At 65.8% G+C, this 19428-nt stretch carries 19 protein-coding genes; 8 read left to right on the forward strand and 11 right to left on the reverse strand.

Going from position 1 to position 19428, the window contains the following annotated elements; all coding sequences use genetic code 11:
• Nucleotides 1-115: 115 nt before the first annotated feature.
• The 6 genes from AC6CR5_RS19510 to AC6CR5_RS19535 all read right to left on the reverse strand — a co-directional run bounded on the left by AC6CR5_RS19510 (nucleotide 116) and on the right by AC6CR5_RS19535 (nucleotide 6454).
• Nucleotides 116-1012: a DUF6999 family protein gene (locus AC6CR5_RS19510; RefSeq protein ID WP_020925856.1), complete on the reverse strand. Its 897-nt coding sequence runs from the start codon at nucleotides 1010-1012 to the stop codon at nucleotides 116-118.
• Nucleotides 1009-2940 (reverse strand): StlD/DarB family beta-ketosynthase, encoded by a 1932-nt coding sequence (locus AC6CR5_RS19515; RefSeq protein ID WP_006389683.1) that lies wholly within the window; start codon nucleotides 2938-2940, stop codon nucleotides 1009-1011. Before AC6CR5_RS19515 ends, AC6CR5_RS19510 begins: the two co-directional genes overlap by 4 nt.
• A 35-nt stretch (nucleotides 2941-2975) precedes the next feature.
• A complete protein-coding gene (locus AC6CR5_RS19520) occupies nucleotides 2976-3884 on the reverse strand; it encodes a fatty acid desaturase (RefSeq protein WP_437262711.1) in 909 nt (302 codons plus the stop codon).
• Nucleotides 3868-4644 carry a sterol desaturase family protein gene (locus AC6CR5_RS19525; protein WP_020925854.1) on the reverse strand — a complete coding sequence of 259 codons (777 nt, stop codon included), beginning with the start codon at nucleotides 4642-4644 and terminating at the stop codon, nucleotides 3868-3870. The genes AC6CR5_RS19520 and AC6CR5_RS19525 overlap by 17 nt, the downstream gene beginning before the upstream one ends.
• Before the next feature lie 123 nt (nucleotides 4645-4767).
• A complete protein-coding gene (gene dapA / locus AC6CR5_RS19530) occupies nucleotides 4768-5661 on the reverse strand; it encodes a 4-hydroxy-tetrahydrodipicolinate synthase (RefSeq protein ID WP_020925853.1) in 894 nt (297 codons plus the stop codon).
• Nucleotides 5662-5968: 307 nt separating this feature from the next.
• Nucleotides 5969-6454 carry a free L-methionine (R)-S-oxide reductase MsrC gene (locus AC6CR5_RS19535; RefSeq protein WP_020925852.1) on the reverse strand — a complete coding sequence of 162 codons (486 nt, stop codon included), beginning with the start codon at nucleotides 6452-6454 and terminating at the stop codon, nucleotides 5969-5971.
• Nucleotides 6455-6621: 167 nt separating this feature from the next.
• Here AC6CR5_RS19535 and AC6CR5_RS19540 point away from each other — a divergent pair, with 167 nt between their 5' ends.
• The 5 genes from AC6CR5_RS19540 (at nucleotide 6622) to AC6CR5_RS19560 (ending at nucleotide 11429) form a co-directional block, all read left to right on the forward strand.
• A complete protein-coding gene (locus AC6CR5_RS19540) occupies nucleotides 6622-7824 on the forward strand; it encodes an aminotransferase-like domain-containing protein (protein ID WP_006389678.1) in 1203 nt (400 codons plus the stop codon).
• 100 nt (nucleotides 7825-7924) lie between these two features.
• Nucleotides 7925-8851 (forward strand): 4-hydroxybenzoate octaprenyltransferase, encoded by a 927-nt coding sequence (gene ubiA / locus AC6CR5_RS19545; protein WP_020925851.1) that lies wholly within the window; start codon nucleotides 7925-7927, stop codon nucleotides 8849-8851.
• Between the two features lie 70 nt (nucleotides 8852-8921).
• Entirely contained in the window at nucleotides 8922-9332 is a 411-nt protein-coding gene (locus AC6CR5_RS19550; RefSeq protein ID WP_006389676.1) for a DUF1090 domain-containing protein, read from the forward strand.
• A gap of 384 nt (nucleotides 9333-9716) precedes the next feature.
• Nucleotides 9717-10106 (forward strand): DUF4148 domain-containing protein, encoded by a 390-nt coding sequence (locus AC6CR5_RS19555; protein WP_006389675.1) that lies wholly within the window; start codon nucleotides 9717-9719, stop codon nucleotides 10104-10106.
• A 204-nt stretch (nucleotides 10107-10310) separates the two neighbouring features.
• The gene (locus AC6CR5_RS19560; RefSeq protein ID WP_006389674.1) at nucleotides 10311-11429 is read left to right on the forward strand and encodes a saccharopine dehydrogenase family protein; all 1119 of its coding nucleotides are present in this window, start codon (nucleotides 10311-10313) and stop codon (nucleotides 11427-11429) included.
• A gap of 79 nt (nucleotides 11430-11508) precedes the next feature.
• Here AC6CR5_RS19560 and glcC read toward each other — a convergent pair whose 3' ends face one another.
• Nucleotides 11509-12267, reverse strand: coding sequence for a transcriptional regulator GlcC (glcC, locus tag AC6CR5_RS19565; protein WP_006389673.1), 759 nt, complete (start codon nucleotides 12265-12267; stop codon nucleotides 11509-11511).
• 236 nt (nucleotides 12268-12503) lie between these two features.
• Here glcC and AC6CR5_RS19570 point away from each other — a divergent pair, with 236 nt between their 5' ends.
• The 3 genes from AC6CR5_RS19570 (at nucleotide 12504) to AC6CR5_RS19580 (ending at nucleotide 16576) form a co-directional block, all read left to right on the forward strand.
• Nucleotides 12504-14678, forward strand: a complete 2175-nt coding sequence (locus tag AC6CR5_RS19570; protein ID WP_498084852.1) for a malate synthase G — start codon at nucleotides 12504-12506, stop codon at nucleotides 14676-14678.
• A 116-nt stretch (nucleotides 14679-14794) separates the two neighbouring features.
• Nucleotides 14795-15412: a TetR/AcrR family transcriptional regulator gene (locus tag AC6CR5_RS19575; protein WP_020925847.1), complete on the forward strand. Its 618-nt coding sequence runs from the start codon at nucleotides 14795-14797 to the stop codon at nucleotides 15410-15412.
• A gap of 306 nt (nucleotides 15413-15718) precedes the next feature.
• Nucleotides 15719-16576 (forward strand): cysteine hydrolase family protein, encoded by an 858-nt coding sequence (locus AC6CR5_RS19580; protein WP_026382030.1) that lies wholly within the window; start codon nucleotides 15719-15721, stop codon nucleotides 16574-16576.
• 135 nt (nucleotides 16577-16711) lie between these two features.
• On the opposite strand, the gene AC6CR5_RS19585 is transcribed toward AC6CR5_RS19580, so the two are convergent.
• From AC6CR5_RS19585 to AC6CR5_RS19600, 4 genes are all read right to left on the reverse strand, one after another.
• Nucleotides 16712-17302, reverse strand: a complete 591-nt coding sequence (locus tag AC6CR5_RS19585) for a TetR/AcrR family transcriptional regulator (protein ID WP_006389668.1) — start codon at nucleotides 17300-17302, stop codon at nucleotides 16712-16714.
• Nucleotides 17303-17433: 131 nt separating this feature from the next.
• Complete coding sequence (locus AC6CR5_RS19590) at nucleotides 17434-17739, reverse strand: DUF4148 domain-containing protein (RefSeq protein ID WP_020925844.1); 306 nt, start codon at nucleotides 17737-17739, stop codon at nucleotides 17434-17436.
• 80 nt (nucleotides 17740-17819) lie between these two features.
• Nucleotides 17820-18125, reverse strand: coding sequence for a DUF4148 domain-containing protein (locus AC6CR5_RS19595; protein WP_006389666.1), 306 nt, complete (start codon nucleotides 18123-18125; stop codon nucleotides 17820-17822).
• Between the two features lie 264 nt (nucleotides 18126-18389).
• On the reverse strand, nucleotides 18390-19118 hold the full coding sequence (locus AC6CR5_RS19600; protein WP_149895617.1) for a class I SAM-dependent methyltransferase: 729 nt from the start codon (nucleotides 19116-19118) through the stop codon (nucleotides 18390-18392).
• Nucleotides 19119-19428: the final 310 nt, after the last annotated feature.

Genomic DNA, 19428 nt, shown 5'->3' on the forward strand with positions numbered 1-19428 from the left:
CGGTATGAAGGCCCGGGCCGCGCGCACGCGACCCGGAATCGGCGGACAAGGGTCGCACTATAGCGTAGCGAACCCGCCCCGCCCTACAGGGACAACGCTAGGATTCGCCCACTTTTCAGGCGATCGGCGCGGGCGGCTCGCCGCCCTGCTGCGCGTCGCGCATCTCCATCAGCAGGCTGTGCAGCATCTCGGTCGACAGGCCGTGCAGCACCAGGCGATAGCCGGCGCGCAGGGTCGACATCGGCACCAGCGGATGGCTGTTGTTGACCAGGATCAGGTGCTGCGGCGCGCCCAGCAGCTTGGCCGCGTAGATGCCGATGGTCTCGTCCAGCTGCAGCGAATTGGCTGCGCGCCAGAAGTCGTTGTCGGTCAGCATCAATTGATACAGCGGCGTGAATAGCTCGATGGCGCTTTGCAGGTCGAGGAAATTCAGTTTGCCCTGCGGCATATCCTCAAGCTTCAGATCAGGATCGCGGATCATCGAGAAGTCGACGCGCTCGGGCGCATGCATCTCGACGCCCGCGTCGCGCAACGCCTGGTTCAGCCGGATCACGAAGTTGAACAGGTTCAGGTCGTGCTTGACGAACAGCTCGTCCTTGAGATCGTCGATCTCCATCGGCTCGAGCGGCGTGGTGGCCACGCGCACGGGCGAATTGGCGGCGATGAACGCCAGGATCTGCGCGCCCAGATGGAAATGCCGCAGGATCAGCCAGTTGGCCTCGGGCGACACGAAGCGCTTCAGGCCCCACGCCAGGATGCGATGCAGCAGCCGCGAATGCGACCAGCGGCGCGGCAGGAAGGTCTTGATGACCTGGATCAGGATGATGCAGGCGCGCGCCAGCGGCCGCAGGAACGGCAGCAGGTACTGGCGCGAGCCGCAGCTCGAATCGGTCAGCCAGGCCTTCTTGACCTTGTCCGGCAGGGGCGTGCTGCGATCCAGGTACAGCGCCAGCCACGGGCTCGGATCGGCGGGATCGTGCCCCTTGGCAAGGAATTCGGGTTCCCTGTTCATGCGGCCTCGTCCTCCATCACATGATGAAACTGCATCAGGTACAGCGCGGCGGTGCGGCGCGCGGTGTCGACGATGCGCCGCTCGGCGCGGCCGTCTTCGTCGCAGTCCAGCGCCAGTTCCACCGCGGTCAGCCAGCGCGCCAGGTGGTTCTCGTCGTTGTGGCCATGGTATTCCAGGAAGCGGAAGGCGTCCGGTGGCAGCTTCAGGCTGGCCTTGAGCAGCGGCAGCAGGGCCGGCACGATGCGCTGGCCCGTGCCCTCGATGATGTAGATGGCGCCCAGGAGGCCGATCGGATCGCGCGTGGCGGCCAGGCTGTGCAGATAGGCGTTGAGCGCCTCGCCGCCGGGATTGCGGCGCAGCGCATCGATGTTGTCGATGCTGCCGCCGGCCGTGCGGTAGTCCTGGAACAGGATCTGGAAGTCGTTCTGCTCCTCGCCGGCGTGCATGTCGATCAGCGCGGCCAGCGGCTGGTATTGCTCGGTCAGCGAAGCCGCGCCTTCGCGCATCCACTTGCTGCCCTCGCGCACCTGCGGAATCCAGTTCTCCATCCAGTTCAGGTAGTCGGCGGTCTGGAAGCGGCGGTTGCGCAGGCGCCGCACCACCGGCGTGCGCCAGACGCGCGAGCGGTAGTCGTGCCAGATCGCCGCCAGTTCGGTCAGCAACTGGCCCAGCCCCTGCGGCGCCATGTCCGGATCGTGCGGCGGCGCGATGGCGTCGGCATCGGCGCTGTGGGCGTCCTCGCGCCCGGCCGCGGCCGGCGTGGCGCCCACGGCCACCGAGGGCGCGGCGTCATGCGCGGCCTCGGCCTCCAGCAGCATGTAGGCCGCCATGAACCGGCCCGACTCGGGGATGTAGCAGAAGATCTGCTCGCCCGGCTTGATCTCACGGGTTTCGAGGAACTCGGCCAGCATGATCAGGATCGACGCCGCGCCGGTGTTGCCGCGCCAGGCCAGGTTGCTGAACCAGCGCTCGCGCGGAATCACCAGGCCGGCCTTCTCCATCAGGTCCTCGACCACCGGAATGAATTTCTCGGAGGAGTAATGGCACAGGAAATGATCGACCTGGTCCGGATCCAGCCAGCCGTCGCGCACCAGCTTGGCGTACTCGTGGATGCCGATGTCGAACAGGTGCGGCAGCAGGCGGATGTCCTGGCGCAGCGACAGCGCGCCGTCGGCCTCGGCCTCGTTCCAAGACGGATAGTCCAAGTGGCCCTTCTGCCGGTCGGCCGACAGGCCCAGCTGCATGCACACCGGATAGTCGCCCGAGAACGAACGCTGGTGCACCCACTTCAGGCGCAGCCGCACGCCCTTGGACGCGCCGGGCAGCGGCCGGCCGCCGCGTCCCAGCAGCAACGCGCCGGCGCCATCGGACAGCATCCAGCGCAGGAAATGCGCGTCGAAGTCGGCGTCGTAGCCGCGCGCGGCAAAGCGCGAACGCTTGAACAGGCGCGACGGCAGCTCGGCCGCGACCGCCAGCGCGCTGGCATGGCCGCCCATCTCGACACCCTGCGCCGCCACCTGGATCGCCGACACGCCCGCGGCGCAGATGCCGTGCACCGACAGCGTCTCCATCGGATGCGCGGCCAGCTCGCCCTGGATCATGTTGGCAAAGCCCGGCATCAGCGCGTCGCCCCCGGACGACCCGCTGGTCAGCAGCGACACGTCCGCCAGGTCGCCATCATTGCGTCGCAGGCAATCGCGGATGGCGTTGGCGGCCAGCTGCGCGTTGGTGAAGACGGTGGCGCCCTCGGCATCGATCGCGTAGTAGCGCTGCTTGATGCCGTTCTCAGCCAGGATGCGGCTCTTGATGCGGCTGGACATGCGGTTCAGCGGCGCGATGTAGCTGTCCATGGCCTCATTGGACACGGGTTCGCCCGGCATGAAATAGCCGGCGCTTTCCAGGTAGACACGATTGAACGCGATAGGCATGGCGGGTCTCTAGTGGCAGGTATGGGGTTGCGGCGCTAGCGCACGTGCTCGGGCGCCATACACGAACGGCTGCGAAAGCGCGGCAGGAAGGTGCCCAGCACGAACACGCGGAACATGTACGGCGTCAGGCCGCCTTCGTTCAGCGCGGGTGTCACGCGGGCCCGGTAGTGGTCGCGATGCAGCACGGTCAGTTCCGACCAGTGCGCGCGCGGGTTCTCGTGGTGCGCGGTATGCAGGCCGATGTTGAACAGCAGCGGATTGACCAGTCCTTCGAAATTGCGGGCGTAGTTCAGGCCGGCGACGGCACGCGGCCCGCCATCGGCGTGCGCGTGTTGCAGGTAGTTGGTGGCCAGCAGCCAGTGCAGGCCGTGCAGTTGCGGGATGATGACGAACACCAGCGCCTTGACCGGATTGATGGCCAGCAGGCCGCCCCACAGCCCCAGCCAGGCGCCGTACTGGCACATGCAGTAGCGCCACGCGCCCGGCCAGTGCCGGCGCAGCCGTCCCAGCCAGGCAAAGAACAGCGGATACAGCACCCACACCGCCTGCACCGGATGGATCAGGTAGCCCCATAGATGATTGGTGTCGCCGCCAAAGCGATAGGTGCGCGCCACGTCGCGCGCGCCATGCTTGTAGCGATGATGGTTGGCCACGTGCGCCGGATAGAACACGAAGGTCGGATGCCCCTGCAGCAGCGTGATCCAGAAATCGGTGGCGCGGTTGGCCCAGCGGCCATGCCACATGCGGATGTGCGTGTGGTTGTGATGAATCACGCCAATGCCCAGCGTCAGGAACAGCATCAGCGCGTACAACGGCCACCAGAAGCCGTGCAGCCACTGCCACGCCGCCAGGGCGGGCAGCGCGGCCAGGTAGGCCAGGCTCTGCCAATCGCGCCGGTTGCGCAGCGCGAGCAGCCGGCGCGTCTTGCTAAGCCCGTCCGCCAAGCGATTCTCGCTGCCGGAAAGCCTCCAGCTGGGGCGCGGCCGCCTCGGCCTGCAGCCGGGTGCGGAACAGGCGGTCCATGAACGTGAACTGGAAACCAAAATTGCCGTTGTAGCAGGCGTGGTGCAGGTGATGCCGGCGGCTCGCCGCAAACCAGTGCGCATACGACACGTTGGGAAAGAAGTCGTAGTTGGCGTGGCCGATGCAATTGAAGAACAGGCTGAACAGCGGCACCGACGCCAACGACCAGAAGCTGAAATCATGCAGCACCATCGGCAGCATGATGACGTTGCCCAGCATCAGCGCCTCGATCGGATGGAAGCTGTAGGTCGAGAACGGGGTGGTCACCACCGAACGGTGGTGCGGCAGGTGGAAACGGCGCAGCAGCTTGGTGTGCAGCAGCCGGTGATTGATCCAGAAATGCACGTCGTTCCAGGCCACCAGCGCCAGGATCTCCAGCGTGATCTTCTGCCAGCTGGCGTCGGGGTCCAGGTGCGCCCAACCCAATTGCAGCAGGCCCCACGGAAAGATCATGCCGGTGCCGAACAGCAGGATCGACACGCCCGACTGCGTGAACTCACGGCGCAACTGGCCCGGCGCCAGCGGCCGCGGATCGAGCGGCCGGCCGATGCCCAGCGCCGGCAGGATGCGCTGGGTCAGCAGCCAGGTGGCCGCGCCGAACAGCAGGTAGATGCCGCCGAAGAACAGCAGGCCCGCCAGCATGACCTGCCAGGCGGACAACGCGACAAAAGCTTGGGCCATGAACGTTTTGTTTCACCCCGGAGAATGGCCGCATCATAAGCAATCCGCCAGCCTCGCGGGGAGACATTTATTACCAAATGAATCCGGGCGCCACAAAGAAGCAGTCCATGCCGCGGCTTGCCGCTATTGGCAGGGAAACTGCCGGTTCAGGCCCGCGACCACCGCATCCATGCGCCGGGCCAGGGCCGCGCTGGCCGCCGGCATGGGCTCTCGCAGCTCGTCGCTGAGCAGTCCCTGGCGCCCCAGTTGCGCCTTCACCGGCCCCGGATTGGGTTCGGCGAACGCCAGCTGGATCACCGGCGCCAGCGCCTGGAACAGCTTGCGCGCCAGGTCCAGCTGCTGCGCCCGCACCGCCTGGTACATGGCCACGAACAGGTCGGGCCGGATGTGCGCCGCCGCCGCGATCAGGCCGCTGCCGCCCAGGCACAGCAGCGACAGCGATTGCAGGTCCTCGCCCGCCAGCACGTTCATGTTGCCGTCGGCGATCAGCGCCAGGGTCTTGTCGAGCGAACCGCCGCAGTCCTTGATGGCCGCGATGTTCGGATGCGCGGCCAGCGATAACAGAGTCGAGGTTTCCAGCGTCGTTCCTGTGCGGTATGGAATGTCGTACAGCACCAGGGGAAAGCGCGAGGCATCGGCCAGGCTGCGGAAGTAGGCGGCGGCGCCTTCCTGGCCGGGCCGCACGTAGTACGGCGCCGGCGCCAGGATGCCGGCCAACGGCCGGGTGCCGAACGCGGCCAGGCGTTGCAGCACGTGGCCCTGGTGGTTGCCGGCCAGGCCCATCACCACCGGCATGGCGCCGGCCTCGGCGAGCACGGCATCCAGCACCGCCAGTTGCTCGGCGTCATCGAGCGCCGCGGCTTCGCCGGTGCTGCCGCACACGACCAGCCCGTCGACGCCCGCCGCCGCGAAATGGCGCACCAGGCGGCGCAGGGCCCCGCCATCGACAGCGCCGCCGGAGAACGGCGTCACCAGGGGAATCCAGACGCCTTGGAACGGGGATTGATGAGTTTGCATGAACACTCCTTCGGTGTAAGCGGACCGCGGTTGGACCGTACAGAAGTGCTCGGGATACTGGGGGTGCGCGCGAAGGCGCCATGGCGCCGCCGTGAGGCCGCTGTTCCGTCGCCCATCTGACGGAACAGCATGCTCCGGTCAGATGAGCGGCTGTTTTTTGGATTTCAGGCCGGCGCAAACCGTCGCCACGCCGAGGGCGCGGAACAGCAAAGCGGACGAGATGGCCTGAGGAATCATGAATGGAATAAGAGGTTGAAACCGGCCGCAGGCGGCCGATGCGCAAATCTACCGGGCCGCCGCCACGCTGTCAACGCAGGCTGGCCAGAAAGACCGCGCACAACGCTTCCATGCCCTGGCGATCATCTTCGTCGAAACGGTCCGGCACCGGGCTGTCCACGTCCCACACGCCGATCAACTCGCCCTGGTGCACCAGCGGCACCACGATCTCGGAACGCGAGGCCGCGTCGCAGGCGATGTGGCCGGGGAAGGCATGCACGTCGGGCACGAGCTGCGTCTGGCGCTGGCTGGCGGCCGCGCCGCACACGCCGCGATTGAGCGGAATGCGCACGCAGGCCGGCTTGCCCTGGAACGGCCCCAGCACCAGTTCCGTGCCGTCAAATAGGTAGAAGCCCACCCAATTCAGGTCGGGCAGCGCCTGGTAGGCGAGCGCGCTCAGGTTGGCGGCGTTGGCGATGCGGTCGTGCTCGCCGTCGAGCAGGGCGCGGGCCTGCTTGGCCAGTTCGGCGTACAGCGCGGCCTTGGAGTCGGCGGCGATCGGGGCGGCTTCAAACATATGTATAAATGTAACTGTACAGGCGATTATCGATGCAAGTGATTTTAGGGGCAGCCCGCGATAAAGGGGCCGCCTTGCTACGCTGTGGGACAATAGTTTACGCAGCAACGTCTTTACCGCTCCGTTGTCATCACCCCGTCACCCCCTTCTTGATTAAGAAGCAAGCCATGGACAAGCCTCTCGAACCGACGTTCGCCTTTTCCGAACGCGCCCAGCAACTCACCAGCTCCGCCATCCGCGAGATCCTCAAGGTCACCGAGCGTCCCGAAGTCATTTCGTTCGCAGGCGGCCTGCCGGCGCCCGGCGGCTTCCCGGTGGAAGTAGTGCGTGCGGCATTCGACAAGGTACTGTCCACCAACGGCCGCGCGGCCCTGCAATACGGCCCCACCGAAGGCTATGCGCCGCTGCGCCAATGGGTCGCCGACGACCTGAACCGCGCCGGCGCCAACATCGCCGCCGACCAGACCCTGATCGTATCTGGCTCGCAGCAGGCCCTGGACCTGCTGGGCAAGGTGCTGATCGACAAGGACAGCAAGGTGCTGGTCGAAGACCCCAGCTACCTCGGCGCGCTGCAATCGTTCAGCCTGTACCAGCCCAAGTTCGTGCCGGTGCCCACCGACGATGGCGGCCTGATCCCCGAAGCCATCACCCCCGAACTGGCCGCCGGCGCGCGCTTCCTGTACGCGCTGCCCAACTTCCAGAATCCCACCGGCCGCACCCTCAGCCTGGAACGCCGCATCGCGCTGGTCAAGCGCGCCGCCGAACTGGGCCTGACCATCATCGAGGACGATCCCTACGGTGAACTGCGCTACGCCGGCGAACCGCAACCGGGCCTGATCGCGCTGGCCGCCGAGTATGGCGCCAACGTGGTGCGCCTGGGCACGTTCTCCAAGGTGCTGGCCCCCGGCCTGCGCCTGGGCTACATCGCCGCCGCCCGCCCGCTGATCAACAAGCTGGTGCAAGCCAAGCAGGCCACCGACCTGCACACGCCCACGCTGACCCAGATGGCCGTGTACGAAATCGTCAAGGACGGCTTCCTGGAAGAACACCTGCCCAACGTGCGCGAAATCTACCGCGCCCAGGGCAGCTGCATGCTCGAAGCCATCGCCCGCGAATTCCCGTCCACCGTCAGCTGGACCAAGCCCGAAGGCGGCATGTTCATCTGGCTCACGCTGCCCGAACACATCGACAGCACCAAGCTGCTGGAAAAGGCCATCGCCCAGAACGTCGCCTTCGTGCCGGGCGCGCCGTTCTATTGCGGCACCGGCCGCGCCAACACGCTGCGCCTGAGCTTCGCCACCGTGCCGGAGGACAAGATCCGCACCGGCATCGCCATCCTGGGCAAGCTGCTCAAGGAATACACGGCCTGAAAACCGGGTCCTGAACACCCTTGACGGTTCCGCGGCCGGGCGCATTGCCCGGCCGTTGTTTTATGCTGTCGGCTTTCCTCCCATTTCTTTCGCCGTGACAGTGAGCGCTCCGCAATCCTCTCCCGTCGACCTCAGCGACATTGTTTTCACCGACTGGGTCGAACGTTGGCTGCCCAAATCGTGGCGGCCCTACGCCCGGCTATGCCGGCTCGACCGCCCCATCGGCACCTGGCTGACGCTGCTGCCCTGTATCGCCGCCCTGGTCCAGGCCGCCGGCGGACTGCCAGACCTGCAACGCCTGGTGGTGTTCTCGCTGGGCGCGCTGCTCATGCGCGGTATCGGCTGCACCGTCAACGACATGTGCGACCGCAACTTCGACAAGCACGTCGAACGCACCCGCTTCCGTCCGCTCACCAGCGGCCAGCTCAGCATGCGTAATGCGGTCTGGTTCTTGATCGGCCAATTGCTGGTCTGCGGTTCACTGCTTTTCTTCCTGAATGGCATGAGCCGCTGGCTCGCCGTGGCCGTCCTGCCGTTCGTTTTCATCTATCCGCTGTGCAAGCGCGTCACCTACTGGCCGCAGGTCGTCCTGGGCATCTGCTTCAACTGGGGCATGCTGATGGCCTGGTCGGATACGCAGAACCACGTGCCCCTGGCCGCCATCGCGATGTGGTTCGGCGCAGTGCTGTGGCAGGTGGGTTACGACAGCATCTACGCCTACGTCGATGTGCGCGACGACCGCAGCCTGGGCCTGCATTCCACGGCCATGCGCTTCGGTGACCAGGGCAAGCTGTGGATCGGCGGCTTCTATCTGGCCACCGTGATCCTGTGGGCCTGGGGCGGCCATGCCATCGGCATGTCATGGGCCTATTACGTCGGCATGGCGGCCATCGCCGCGCACCTGGCATGGCAGTTGAAGGTGTTCGACATCCAGCGTCCGGATCGCAATTTCATGCTGTTCCGCGCCAATCTCTGGCTGGGCGCGATCCTGGTCGCGGCGGCGCTTGCCGGCACCCTGATCGCCTGATCCGGCGCATTGCGGACACCCCCCGCTTGGGGGATGATGGCCGCTCCGACACGCTTTACGGAGACCACGCATGTCCGCATTGACCAAAACCCTGCTGGCCCTGGCTTCGGCCAGCGCCTTGCTCGGCGCCCTGCCCGCCCACGCCCAGGCCACCACCGATTGCTCCGCCCAGCGTGGCTGCGCCGCGAAGTTCTGCCATCTGGAGAACGAAATCACCTATGCGCGCGCCCACGGCAACACGCACCGGGTGGCCGGCTTGCAGAAGGCGCTGGCCGAAGCCAAGGCGTACTGCACCGACAGCCGCCTGCAATCGCAGCGCGAAGCCGACGTGCGCGACAAGCAGAACAAGGTTTCCGAGCGCGAAGACGAGCTCAAGGCCGCCCGCGCCAAAGGCAAGCAGGAAAAGATCGACAAGGCCCAGCGCAAGCTGGATGAAGCCCGCGCCGAATACGACGCCGCGCTGGCCGACCTGAACCGCTGACCCGGTTTCCCCCTACCCGCCCCGTGGCCTCGACCTCGGGGCGGCGTATCCCGCCTCGCCCCCTCCCACTTCGTCACTCGCCCGCCCGCCGGCCGCCGGCGCGCCTTGCCGCCCCCACAACGGCCGCACGCACGGCGCCGATGGGGGTCGCTCGTCCGCCAACCACTACCTATTGCGTCATCAAATGGAAATATCGCCACCTATGGTGCCATTTGGTAAGTTATCGGGCGATTAGTACTTATTTTGGAAAGATGTTTTCAGAGAATAAGGGTTTATCCCAAGGTTATTTAGGCCGAGAATGCATCTCATCGGGACACAGCAAGCGACCCCCGGCAATCAGGCCAGAGGATCGGATCCCAAGCTCAAGACATATGGAGGTCTGCTATGAAAACCCTTGCTACCGCTTTGATGCTGTCCATGTCCGTTCTGGCCGCCGGCGCCCAAGCCGCTGAAGCCGACCAAGGCGCCACCCGCGCCCAGGTCCAGGCCGAACTGCAACAAGCCAAGGTTTCGGGCCAATACACCTTCGGCGAAGAAGGCTACCCCGCCGCCATCGCCCAGAAGTCCAGCCTGACCTCGCAGCAAGTGCAGGAACAGCTGGCCCAGGCCAAGAACGCTGGTGAAGTCACCTTCGGCAACATGGACTACCCGCCCGCCCCGCACGCGGCTGCCACGTCGCTGAGCCGCAGCCAGGTGCAAACCGAACTGGCCCAGGCCAAGGCGGAAGGCCTGGTCACCTTCGGCAATATGGACTACCCCCCCATGGGCAGCTGATTGCACGGCCTGGTCTCCAGGCCCCGCAATCCACCCGCAAAGCCCTCCGGCCTCACCCGGAGGGCTTTTCTTTTGACGATTCGACATTCAATTAAGTCATAACGACGCCACTCATAGCCGTTACGACGCTTTGCTATCTACAAATCGACAGCGCCCGCGCATAGGATGAGGCCAATCCCTCCCCCTCTATGCAGGAGCCGCACCATGTCCACCTCCACCAAGCCCGTCCTCCTCCTGGGCGCCGGCAAAATCGGGTTCGCCATTGCCTTGATGCTCGAACGCAGCGGCGACTATTCGGTCCTGGTTGCCGACCAGGACCCGGCACGACTGAACCTCGTCGCGGAACTGGGCTGCGACACCCGCCAGATCTCGGACGACGCGTCCCTGGCCCGCTGCATCGAGGGCCGCTATGCGGTCGTCAACGCCCTGCCATTCCACCGCGCCATCGCCGTCGCGCAGATGTGCGCGCGGGCCGGCGTACATTATTTCGACCTGACCGAAGACGTCGCCAGCACCCATGCCATCCAGGCGCTGGCCGCAGACGCCCGCGCCGTGCTGATGCCGCAGTGCGGCCTGGCTCCGGGCTTCATCGGTATCGTCGGCAATGCGCTGGCGCGACGCTTCGACACGCTGCTGGACCTGCGCATGCGCGTGGGCGCGCTGCCGCGCTATCCGTCCAACAGCCTGCGCTACAACCTGACTTGGAGCACCGAGGGGCTCATCAACGAATACTGCAACCCATGCGAGGCGATCGTCGACGGCCAATTGACCAGCGTGCCGGCGCTGGAGGGCTACGAGACCTTCGCGCTGGACGGCGTCGAGTACGAAGCCTTCAACACCTCGGGCGGCCTGGGCACGCTGCCTGCAACGCTGCTGGGCCGCGCGCGCAATGTCGATTACAAGTCGGTGCGCTATCCCGGCCACTGCAATCTGATGAAGCTGCTGCTCAACGATCTGCGGTTGCGCGATCGCCGCGACCTGCTCAAGGACATTTTCGAAACCGCCATTCCCACCACCGAGCAGGACGTGATCGTGATCCAGGCGCAGGCCTCGGGCCATCGCCACGGCCGGCTGGAAGAAGAGTCATACCCCATCCGCGTATTCGGCGCGGACGTCGACGGCCACCGACTCAGCGCCATCCAGCTGTCCACGGCCGCCGGCATCTGCGCGGCGCTGGACCTGGTGGCACAGGGCACGCTGCCGCAACGCGGTTTCGTGGGCCAGGAACAGATCCCGCTGGAAGCCTTGCTGGGCAATCGCTTTGGCCGCGTCTATGCCGGCAAGCCGCTGGCATTGGCGGGCGCCATGACCGAGGACCGCTGAGGGCGGCGATGGTCGCTGACGGTAGACCGCGAGCCGTCGCAACGCGCGGCCGTCGTTATCGTTGGCGCGCGCAACGCGGCTAGGCCCAGCCTTCCAGGCGCAGTGTCGCCCGCACCAGCCGCTGTTCTTCCTGCTCGATTTCCGCCAGGTTCTGCCGCACGCTGTCGACATGGTCGGCCGCGGCGCGGCGCGCCTGCTCCGGCTGGCGCGCGATCACGGCATTGAACAGCCGCGCGTGCTGCTTGTCGATCTGGCGCTTCGCGGGTTCACGGTGATACAGGTTGTTGACACAGGCGAACACCGACCCGAGCATCAGGTCGTTGAGCGACTGCAGCGTATGCACCAGCACCGGGTTGTGCGAGGCCTCGCAGATGGCCAGGTGGAACGCGTGATCCAGGTGCGCATGGGTGGCGGTGTCGGCCGATTGCGCGTTCACCATTTCGTCGTAACGGCGGCGGATCATGATGAAGTCGGCCTGCGTGCCACGCAGGGCCGCCAGCCGTGCCGAATCGGCCTCCAGCAGGGAGCGCACTTCGAGCAGGTCGTACAGCGTGCGCGGTTGCGAATTGAACAGGTGCATCAGCGGCCCGGCGTCGACCTTCGAGATGCGCGCCACGAACGAACCCTTGCCCTGCGAAGTGTGGATGATTTCACGCGCGCGCAGCAGTTTCAGGCCTTCGCGCAGCGCGGTGCGCGACACGCCCAGCTTTTCCGTCAGCCGCCGCTCCGACGGCAGCGCCTGGCCAGCCTTCAGGACGCCGTCCAGGATCAGGCGCTCGATGCGCTCCGCCACTTCATCCGCCACCTGGCGGGGTTTCGCTTCAGTTTCCGCGTGCATGCGTTCTCCGGACCAGTGGTATGACCAAGCGCCAACAGCAAACCGCCTGCCGCCTACCACCTGCGTAAGTAACTGATATAAAACCATAAAAAAACGATGTTTGCCGAGCCGGGCGAAAACAAACTGGTATGACCAGCAGGTTTTGATATGGACTTTGCGGCGGGCGCGAACGATGATGTGTGGACAGATTCGCCCGGCGCGCGCGCCGTCCAGACCTCCTACCGTCAGAGATCCGCATGACTCAACGCATCCAGCACCACGGCCTGCAAGTGGCGGCCAATCTCAGCCAGTTCATCGAACAAGAGGCGCTGCCCGGCTCCGGGCTGGCCGCTGACGCGTTCTGGAAGGGGTTCGCTGCCCTGGTGCATGACCTGGCGCCCAAGAACCGCGCCCTGCTGGCCGAACGCGATCGCCTGCAGGCCGAACTCGACGCCTGGCATCGCGCCCATCCCGGTCCCATCGCCGATCCGGCCGCCTACCGCCAGTTTCTGGAAGGCATCGGCTACCTGTTGCCCCAACCGGCCAGCGTGCGCGCCACCACCGACAATGTCGACACCGAGATTTCGCAGCAGGCCGGCCCGCAACTGGTGGTGCCGGTGTCCAACTCCCGCTACGCCCTGAATGCCGCCAACGCGCGCTGGGGCAGCCTGTACGACGCGCTGTACGGCACCGACGCGATTCCCGCCACGCCCGGCGACGGCGGCGCCGGCTACAACCCCGAACGCGGTCGCGCCGTCATCGCCCGCGCCCGCGCCTTCCTGGATGAGGCCGCGCCGCTGGCGCAGGGCTCGCACACCGACGCCCGCGGCTACACGGTCGAGAATGGCCAGCTCAAGGTGGCGCTGGCCAATGGCGCCACCACGCTCAAGAACCCGGCCCAGTTCACCGGCTACCAGGGCGACGCGGCGGCCCCCGGCGCCATCCTGCTCAAGAACAACGGCCTGCATTTCGAGATCCAGATCGACCGCACCCATACCATCGGCGCTACCGACGCGGCCGGCGTCAAGGACGTGCTGGTCGAGGCCGCGCTGACCACCATCATGGACTGCGAAGACTCGGTCGCCGCGGTCGACGCCGACGACAAGGTCCACATCTACCGCAACTGGCTCGGCCTGATGAAGGGCGACCTGACCGAAGCCGTCACCAAGGGCGGCAAGACCTTCACCCGCAAGCTCAATCCCGACCGCCAGTACACGCGTCCGGACGGCTCGGCCCTGACGCTGCACGGCCGTTCGCTGATGTTCGTGCGCAACGTCGGCCACCTCATGACCAACCCGGCCGTGCTCGACCGCGACGGCCAGGAGATCCCGGAGGGTATCCTCGACGCCGTGGTCACCAGCCTGGCGGCACTGCAGGACCGCAATCGCAAGCTGAACTCGCGCACCGGTTCGGTCTACATCGTCAAACCCAAGATGCACGGCCCCGCGGAGGCCGCATTCGCCAGCGAGCTGTTCGACCGCGTCGAAGACCTGCTGGGCCTGCCGCGCAATACCCTGAAAATGGGCATCATGGACGAAGAACGCCGCACCAGCGTCAACCTCAAGGCCTGCATCGCGGCCGCGGCGTCGCGCGTGGCGTTCATCAACACCGGGTTCCTCGATCGCACGGGCGACGAAATGCATTCCAGCATGGAGGCCGGCCCCATGCTGCGCAAGGGCGACATGAAGTCCACCGCCTGGATCACCGCCTACGAACGTAACAACGTGCTGGTCGGCCTGGACGCCGGCCTGCGCGGCCGCGCCCAGATCGGCAAGGGCATGTGGGCCATGCCCGACCTGATGGCAGCCATGCTCGAACAGAAGATCGGACATCCCAAGGCCGGCGCCAACACTGCCTGGGTGCCTTCGCCGACCGCGGCGACGCTGCACGCGCTGCACTACCACCAGGTGGACGTGCAGGCGGTCCAGCAGGAACTCGAACGCACCCGGCTCGACAGCGTGCGCGACGAGTTGCTGGCGGGCCTGCTGACGGTGCCCGTGGGTGATCGCTCCAAGTGGTCCGCCGCCGACATCCAGCAGGAACTGGACAACAACGTCCAGGGCATCCTGGGCTACGTGGTGCGCTGGATCGACCAGGGCGTGGGCTGCTCCAAGGTGCCGGACATCCACAACGTCGGTCTGATGGAAGACCGCGCCACGCTGCGCATCTCCAGCCAGCACATCGCCAACTGGCTGCGCCACGGCGTCACCAACCGCGACCAGGTCATGGAAACCTTCCAGCGCATGGCGAAGGTGGTGGACGGCCAGAACGCCGGCGATCCCCATTACCTGCCGATGGCCGGCAACTTCGACGGCTCGCTGGCGTTCAAGGCGGCTTGCGCGCTGGTGTTCGAAGGCCTGACCCAGCCCAACGGCTACACCGAGCCACTGCTGCACAAGTTCCGCCTGGAGTTCAAGGCCGCCCGGGCCTGATTGCCGCCGGCCACGGCGACGCATACCCCTACCGGACAGCCTCGGCTGTCCTTTTTTTTTGGCCGGCATCTGCAAGAGGTCGCCATTTTTCGCACAGTCGTGCTAAATTCGATCGCATGACTGCCAAGACCGAAAAAAGCGAGCTGACTTTCGCGGCCATCGTGGACGCGGCCCTGGACATGGCCGCCGCCCAGGGGCTCGAGAGCCTGTCGCTCGGCCAGGTGGCCAAACGCCTGGACATCAGCAAGAGCGGCGTGTTTTCGCGGGTCGGATCGCGTGAGGCCTTGCAGCAGGCCGTTCTGGACGAGTACGAGCGCCGCTTCGTCGCCGCGGTCTTCACGCCCGCGATGGCCCGGCCTCGCGGCCTGCCGCGCCTGAATGCGTTGATGAACCTGTGGATCGAGCGTGCGTGCAATGTCGAGCTGCTGACCGGCTGTATCTACATCGCCGGCGCCTTCGAGTTCGACGATGTCGAATCCCCTCTGCGCGAGATCCTGGAAAACAACCTGCGCCGCTGGCGTGGAGTGATGGTGCGCACGGTGCGACAGGCGCTGGACGAAGGCCATCTGCGCCCGGACACCGATCCCGAACAGCTCGTGTTCGAGGTCTACAGCCTGATGATCGGGCTGATGCACGATGCCCGCTTCCTGCGCGATCCGAAGGCGCGCGAACGGGTGCGGGCCGCCTACGAGCGCCTGATTTCGACCTATCGCAGTTTCAAGTACATCGAGTAGTCGTCACTACGGGAAGCCGGCGCCAGCCGGCATTGTTTTCGACAAATTTCGCACGATCGTGCGATTTTAGGGGCGTGGAGCGGATCATGGTTTTCTACATCGGCGCAGCACTGGCAGTGGCGGGGCTGGCCCGCATATGGTTCCTGTGGCGCGCGCTGCTGCGCCAGTTACCTGATCTGTCGTGCCACCTCGTGCTGTTCTGAAAAAAGCGCGCGCCGGGGCAGGCGCGGACGGATGCCGGCAAGGTGCTCGCGTGGAGCGCACGTCCCGGTCTATATTTCGTACTCACTCCCCGCCCGTGCCTCCATGTCGCGTTCCGTTCATCTCCTGATCATCGATCCGCAGAATGATTTCTGCGACCTGCCCGCCAGCCACCTGCCCGCCGATCCCCTGACCGGCCAGGCCATCGCGCCCGCGCTGCCGGTGCCCGGCGCGCACGCCGATATGCAGCGACTGGCGCGCTTCATCGACGCCGCCGCGCCGGCTCTTTCGGCTATTACCGTCACGCTGGATTCGCACCACCGGCTGGACATCGCCCATCCGACGTTCTGGCGCACCGGCGATGACCGTGCGGTCGCTCCCTTCACCCCCATCACCGCTGGCCAGGTACGCTCGGGCGCGTTCCTGCCGCGCCATGCCGACGACCTGCCGCGCACGCTGACCTACCTGGACGAACTGGAAGCGCGTGGCCGCTACACCCTGATGGTATGGCCGGTGCATTGCGAGATCGGCACCTGGGGCCACAACGTCCACGCCGACGTGCGCGCGGCTTATGCCAGGTGGGAAGACGAGCGCCAGTTCATTGTGCGCAAGGTGCCCAAGGGCGCCAACCCCTGGACGGAACACTACAGCGCGCTCATGGCCGAGGTGCCCGACGCCGACGATCCACGCAGCCAGCTCAACCGCCGGCTGCTCGATTCCCTGGACCGCGCCGATCTCATCATCGTGGCCGGCGAGGCCGGCAGCCACTGCGTCAAGGCTACGGTCGAACACATCGCCGAATACCTGCCGGGCGGCAACCTGTCGCGCGTGGTGTTGCTGACGGATTGCATCAGTCCGGTCACGGGTTTTGGCGATGCCCAGGCCAATTTCCTGCAACGCATGCGCGACCTGGGTATGCAGGCACGGACCAGCGTCGACATGGCGCGCGCACTGACCGTCTGACGCGGAAGGCCAGACGCTCCCTTGAGCAACGAAAGCCCGCAGGCGATTCGCAAGGCTCCCTTGATCAACGCCGCAAACACAACGGCCGCAAGCTGACGCGTTGCGGCCGGGTTGGTGGACGACAGAGAAAGCGGGTCAGGCGGCGGGCTTGTCCTGGCATTCGACGTACAAGGCGCTGATCGCCTCGCACAACGCCGGCGGCGCCTGGAACAGGCGCGACACCAGCATGCAGCCCTGCACCGTGGCGAACACCGCCCGGCCGGCCGCTTCGGCGCTGCCCGAGAACTTCAGGGTGCCTTCTTCGGCGCCTTGCGCCAGCACACGGGCCAACCAGGCTTCGTGCGCGCGGAAAAATCCCTGCAACGCGCCGCGCACGCGGTCGGGCAAGCTCATCATTTCGGCGGCCAGCATGCCGCCCAGGCACAGTTCGCCGTGGCCACAGGCCTTCGATTCCATCATCGACAGATAGGCGTCGAGCTGGGCGTGGGCCGGCTGCGCGGTATCGATGCTGCGCACCGAAGCCAGGGCGCGGGCGCTATAGGCTTCGACGGCCTCGTAGAGCAGGTCGTCCTTGCCGGGAAAGTAGTAGTGGATGCTGGACGTCTTCACGCCCACGTGCTCGGCCAGGTCACGATAGCTGAAGCCGTTGCAGCCGCGGGTACGGATCAGCTTCTCGGCATGGGCCAGCAGCTGGTCGCGGGTGGTGTTGGGGGTCGGAGTGTCCATGGCTGAATATTACCTACTAATAGGTCGATACGTCATCGGCGGTAATCCCTATGCGGCGCTCCGGTGCAACCGTGCGAACCCCGGCCGGGAATGTTCCCGCCCCCCGGGGTTCGCAGTGGCCGGCATCGGACTCAGCCTTGCACGGGCGGGTAGTCCAGTTCGCCGCTGTCGGTCAGGCCCTGGGCGCGGGCGGCGGCCAGTTCCTGCTTGACCTGGGCGCGGCTCTTGTCGCCGGCGCTGGCGAAAGCGGTGGCGGCGGAGCCGTCTTCGGTGCTGACCAGTTCACCGTTGGCACGGGCGGCGGCCAGTTCTTGCTGCACCTGGGCGCGGGTCACCGTGCTGTGGGTGTCGGCGGCGGGCGGATAGTCCAGTTCGCCGGCATGGGCGGCGCCGAGGAACGAAGCGGTCAGGATCAGGGCGGATACGAGGGTCTTCATGGTTGATCTCCAGTAAGGATCAGTACTGCACGATGGGAAAGATGCTATCTATCTGTAGATAGGTTTGATGCCGAGAAAAATCAGCCTTGGACGGGCGGATAGTCCAGTTCACCGCTGTCGGTCAGGCCTTGGGCGCGGGCGGCAGCCAGCTCCTGCTTGACCTGGGCGCGGCTCTTGTCGCCGGCGCTGGCAAAGGCGGTGGCGGCCGAACCCTCTTCGGTGCTGACCAGTTCACCGTTGGCGCGGGCGGCGGCCAGTTCTTGCTGCACCTGGGCACGGGTCACGGTGCTGTGGGTGTCCAGAGCGGGCGGGTAGTCGAGCTCGCCGGCTTGGGCGGCACCGATGAAGGAAGCGGACAGGATCAGGGCGGATACGAGGGTCTTCATGATGGATCTCCAGATAACGATGGTGAGGTTGTTTCGGTTAAACTATCTACTTATAGGTAGATAACAAGGCAAATAAAAAGGGGTGCTACTGTATTTCTGGTTTGGGGCGGCGCCGCGTTGTTGTCTGAGTGCTGCGTCGATGGATGAATCTTACCTACTACTAGATAGATAGCGCAAGTGGGTTTTGTGAAACTAAATATTTCATAGCGCCATTCCACGCTTTCTCCATGTTTTTCCTCGTGGCCAGCCGCCGTTGAGGCTCCCTCACCGGTTGGCCGAGACCAACAGCATCATGGGCCGATCCTGTTCCTCCGCCAGCGCTGGCTGGCGGGCAAGCTGGGTTGGACTCGGCGCCCATTCATCCAGGTGTGCCAGCGTGAATCCGGCGCCTATCAGCAGGTTCACGTAATCCGCCACGGTGCGATGCTGCTTGATCACCCCTTTGGCCAGCCAATCTGTGCGCCGCTCGCCGCGCACGGCGTATTGATTCAACGGCCAGATCCGGCGTCCATCGTCATCCTGGATGAAGCCGGGCTGCGCCGGCGCGGTGTAGATGGGATGTTCACAGGAAAACACGAAGCGGCCGCCGGGCCTGAGCGCCTGGCGCACAGTGGCGAGCAGGGCTGGCAGGCGCTCAAGGTAATGCAGGGTCAATGAACTGTAGGCCAGGTCGACGCTTTGCGGCGGCAACTGCAGACGTTCCAGGTCCGACCGTTCGTAGCGGATGGTGGCACTGATGGTGGTGGCGCGTGCCCGCGCCAGCATGTTCCGGGACACGTCCAGCCCCAGGACACTGGCCGCGCCCTGCTCATCGGCCCAGCGGCAGAACCAGCCGAAACCGCAGCCCAGGTCGACCACGTCGCAGCCCCTGACATCGGTCAGCAGCGCCCGCAGCGCGGGCCATTCCGGCGCCCCGTCCAGACCATGCACCGAGCGGGCCAGGCGGCTGTAGCCGTCGAAGAATTCAGGCGTGTCGTAGATGTTCTGGGTCATGGAGGGCTCCTGGGTTGCCGGTGGACACGGCCACGGCGAACGGACAGCGATCATCCTAGCGCGAGCCGGGGGCCTCTTCGACCCCTGTTGAAAAGCTGTGGAAAAGCCCCGGATAGCGGTGTACAAGCTGTGAAGATGCTGTGCGCAGCCTGTGGATAGATGCCCCTCGGAACGCGCGTGAATCGAGTCTGCATGCGGCTGCGGGACAGGCAGCGGTTTGAAGAATGCGATCCCGGCAGGTGGTTGCGCCCTATCGCCGCCATGGCGACTCGAAGCGGTCGTGGCAGAGACTTGTGTACAAGCTGTGGAA

This window comes from Achromobacter sp. EG18, from assembly GCF_059759395.1.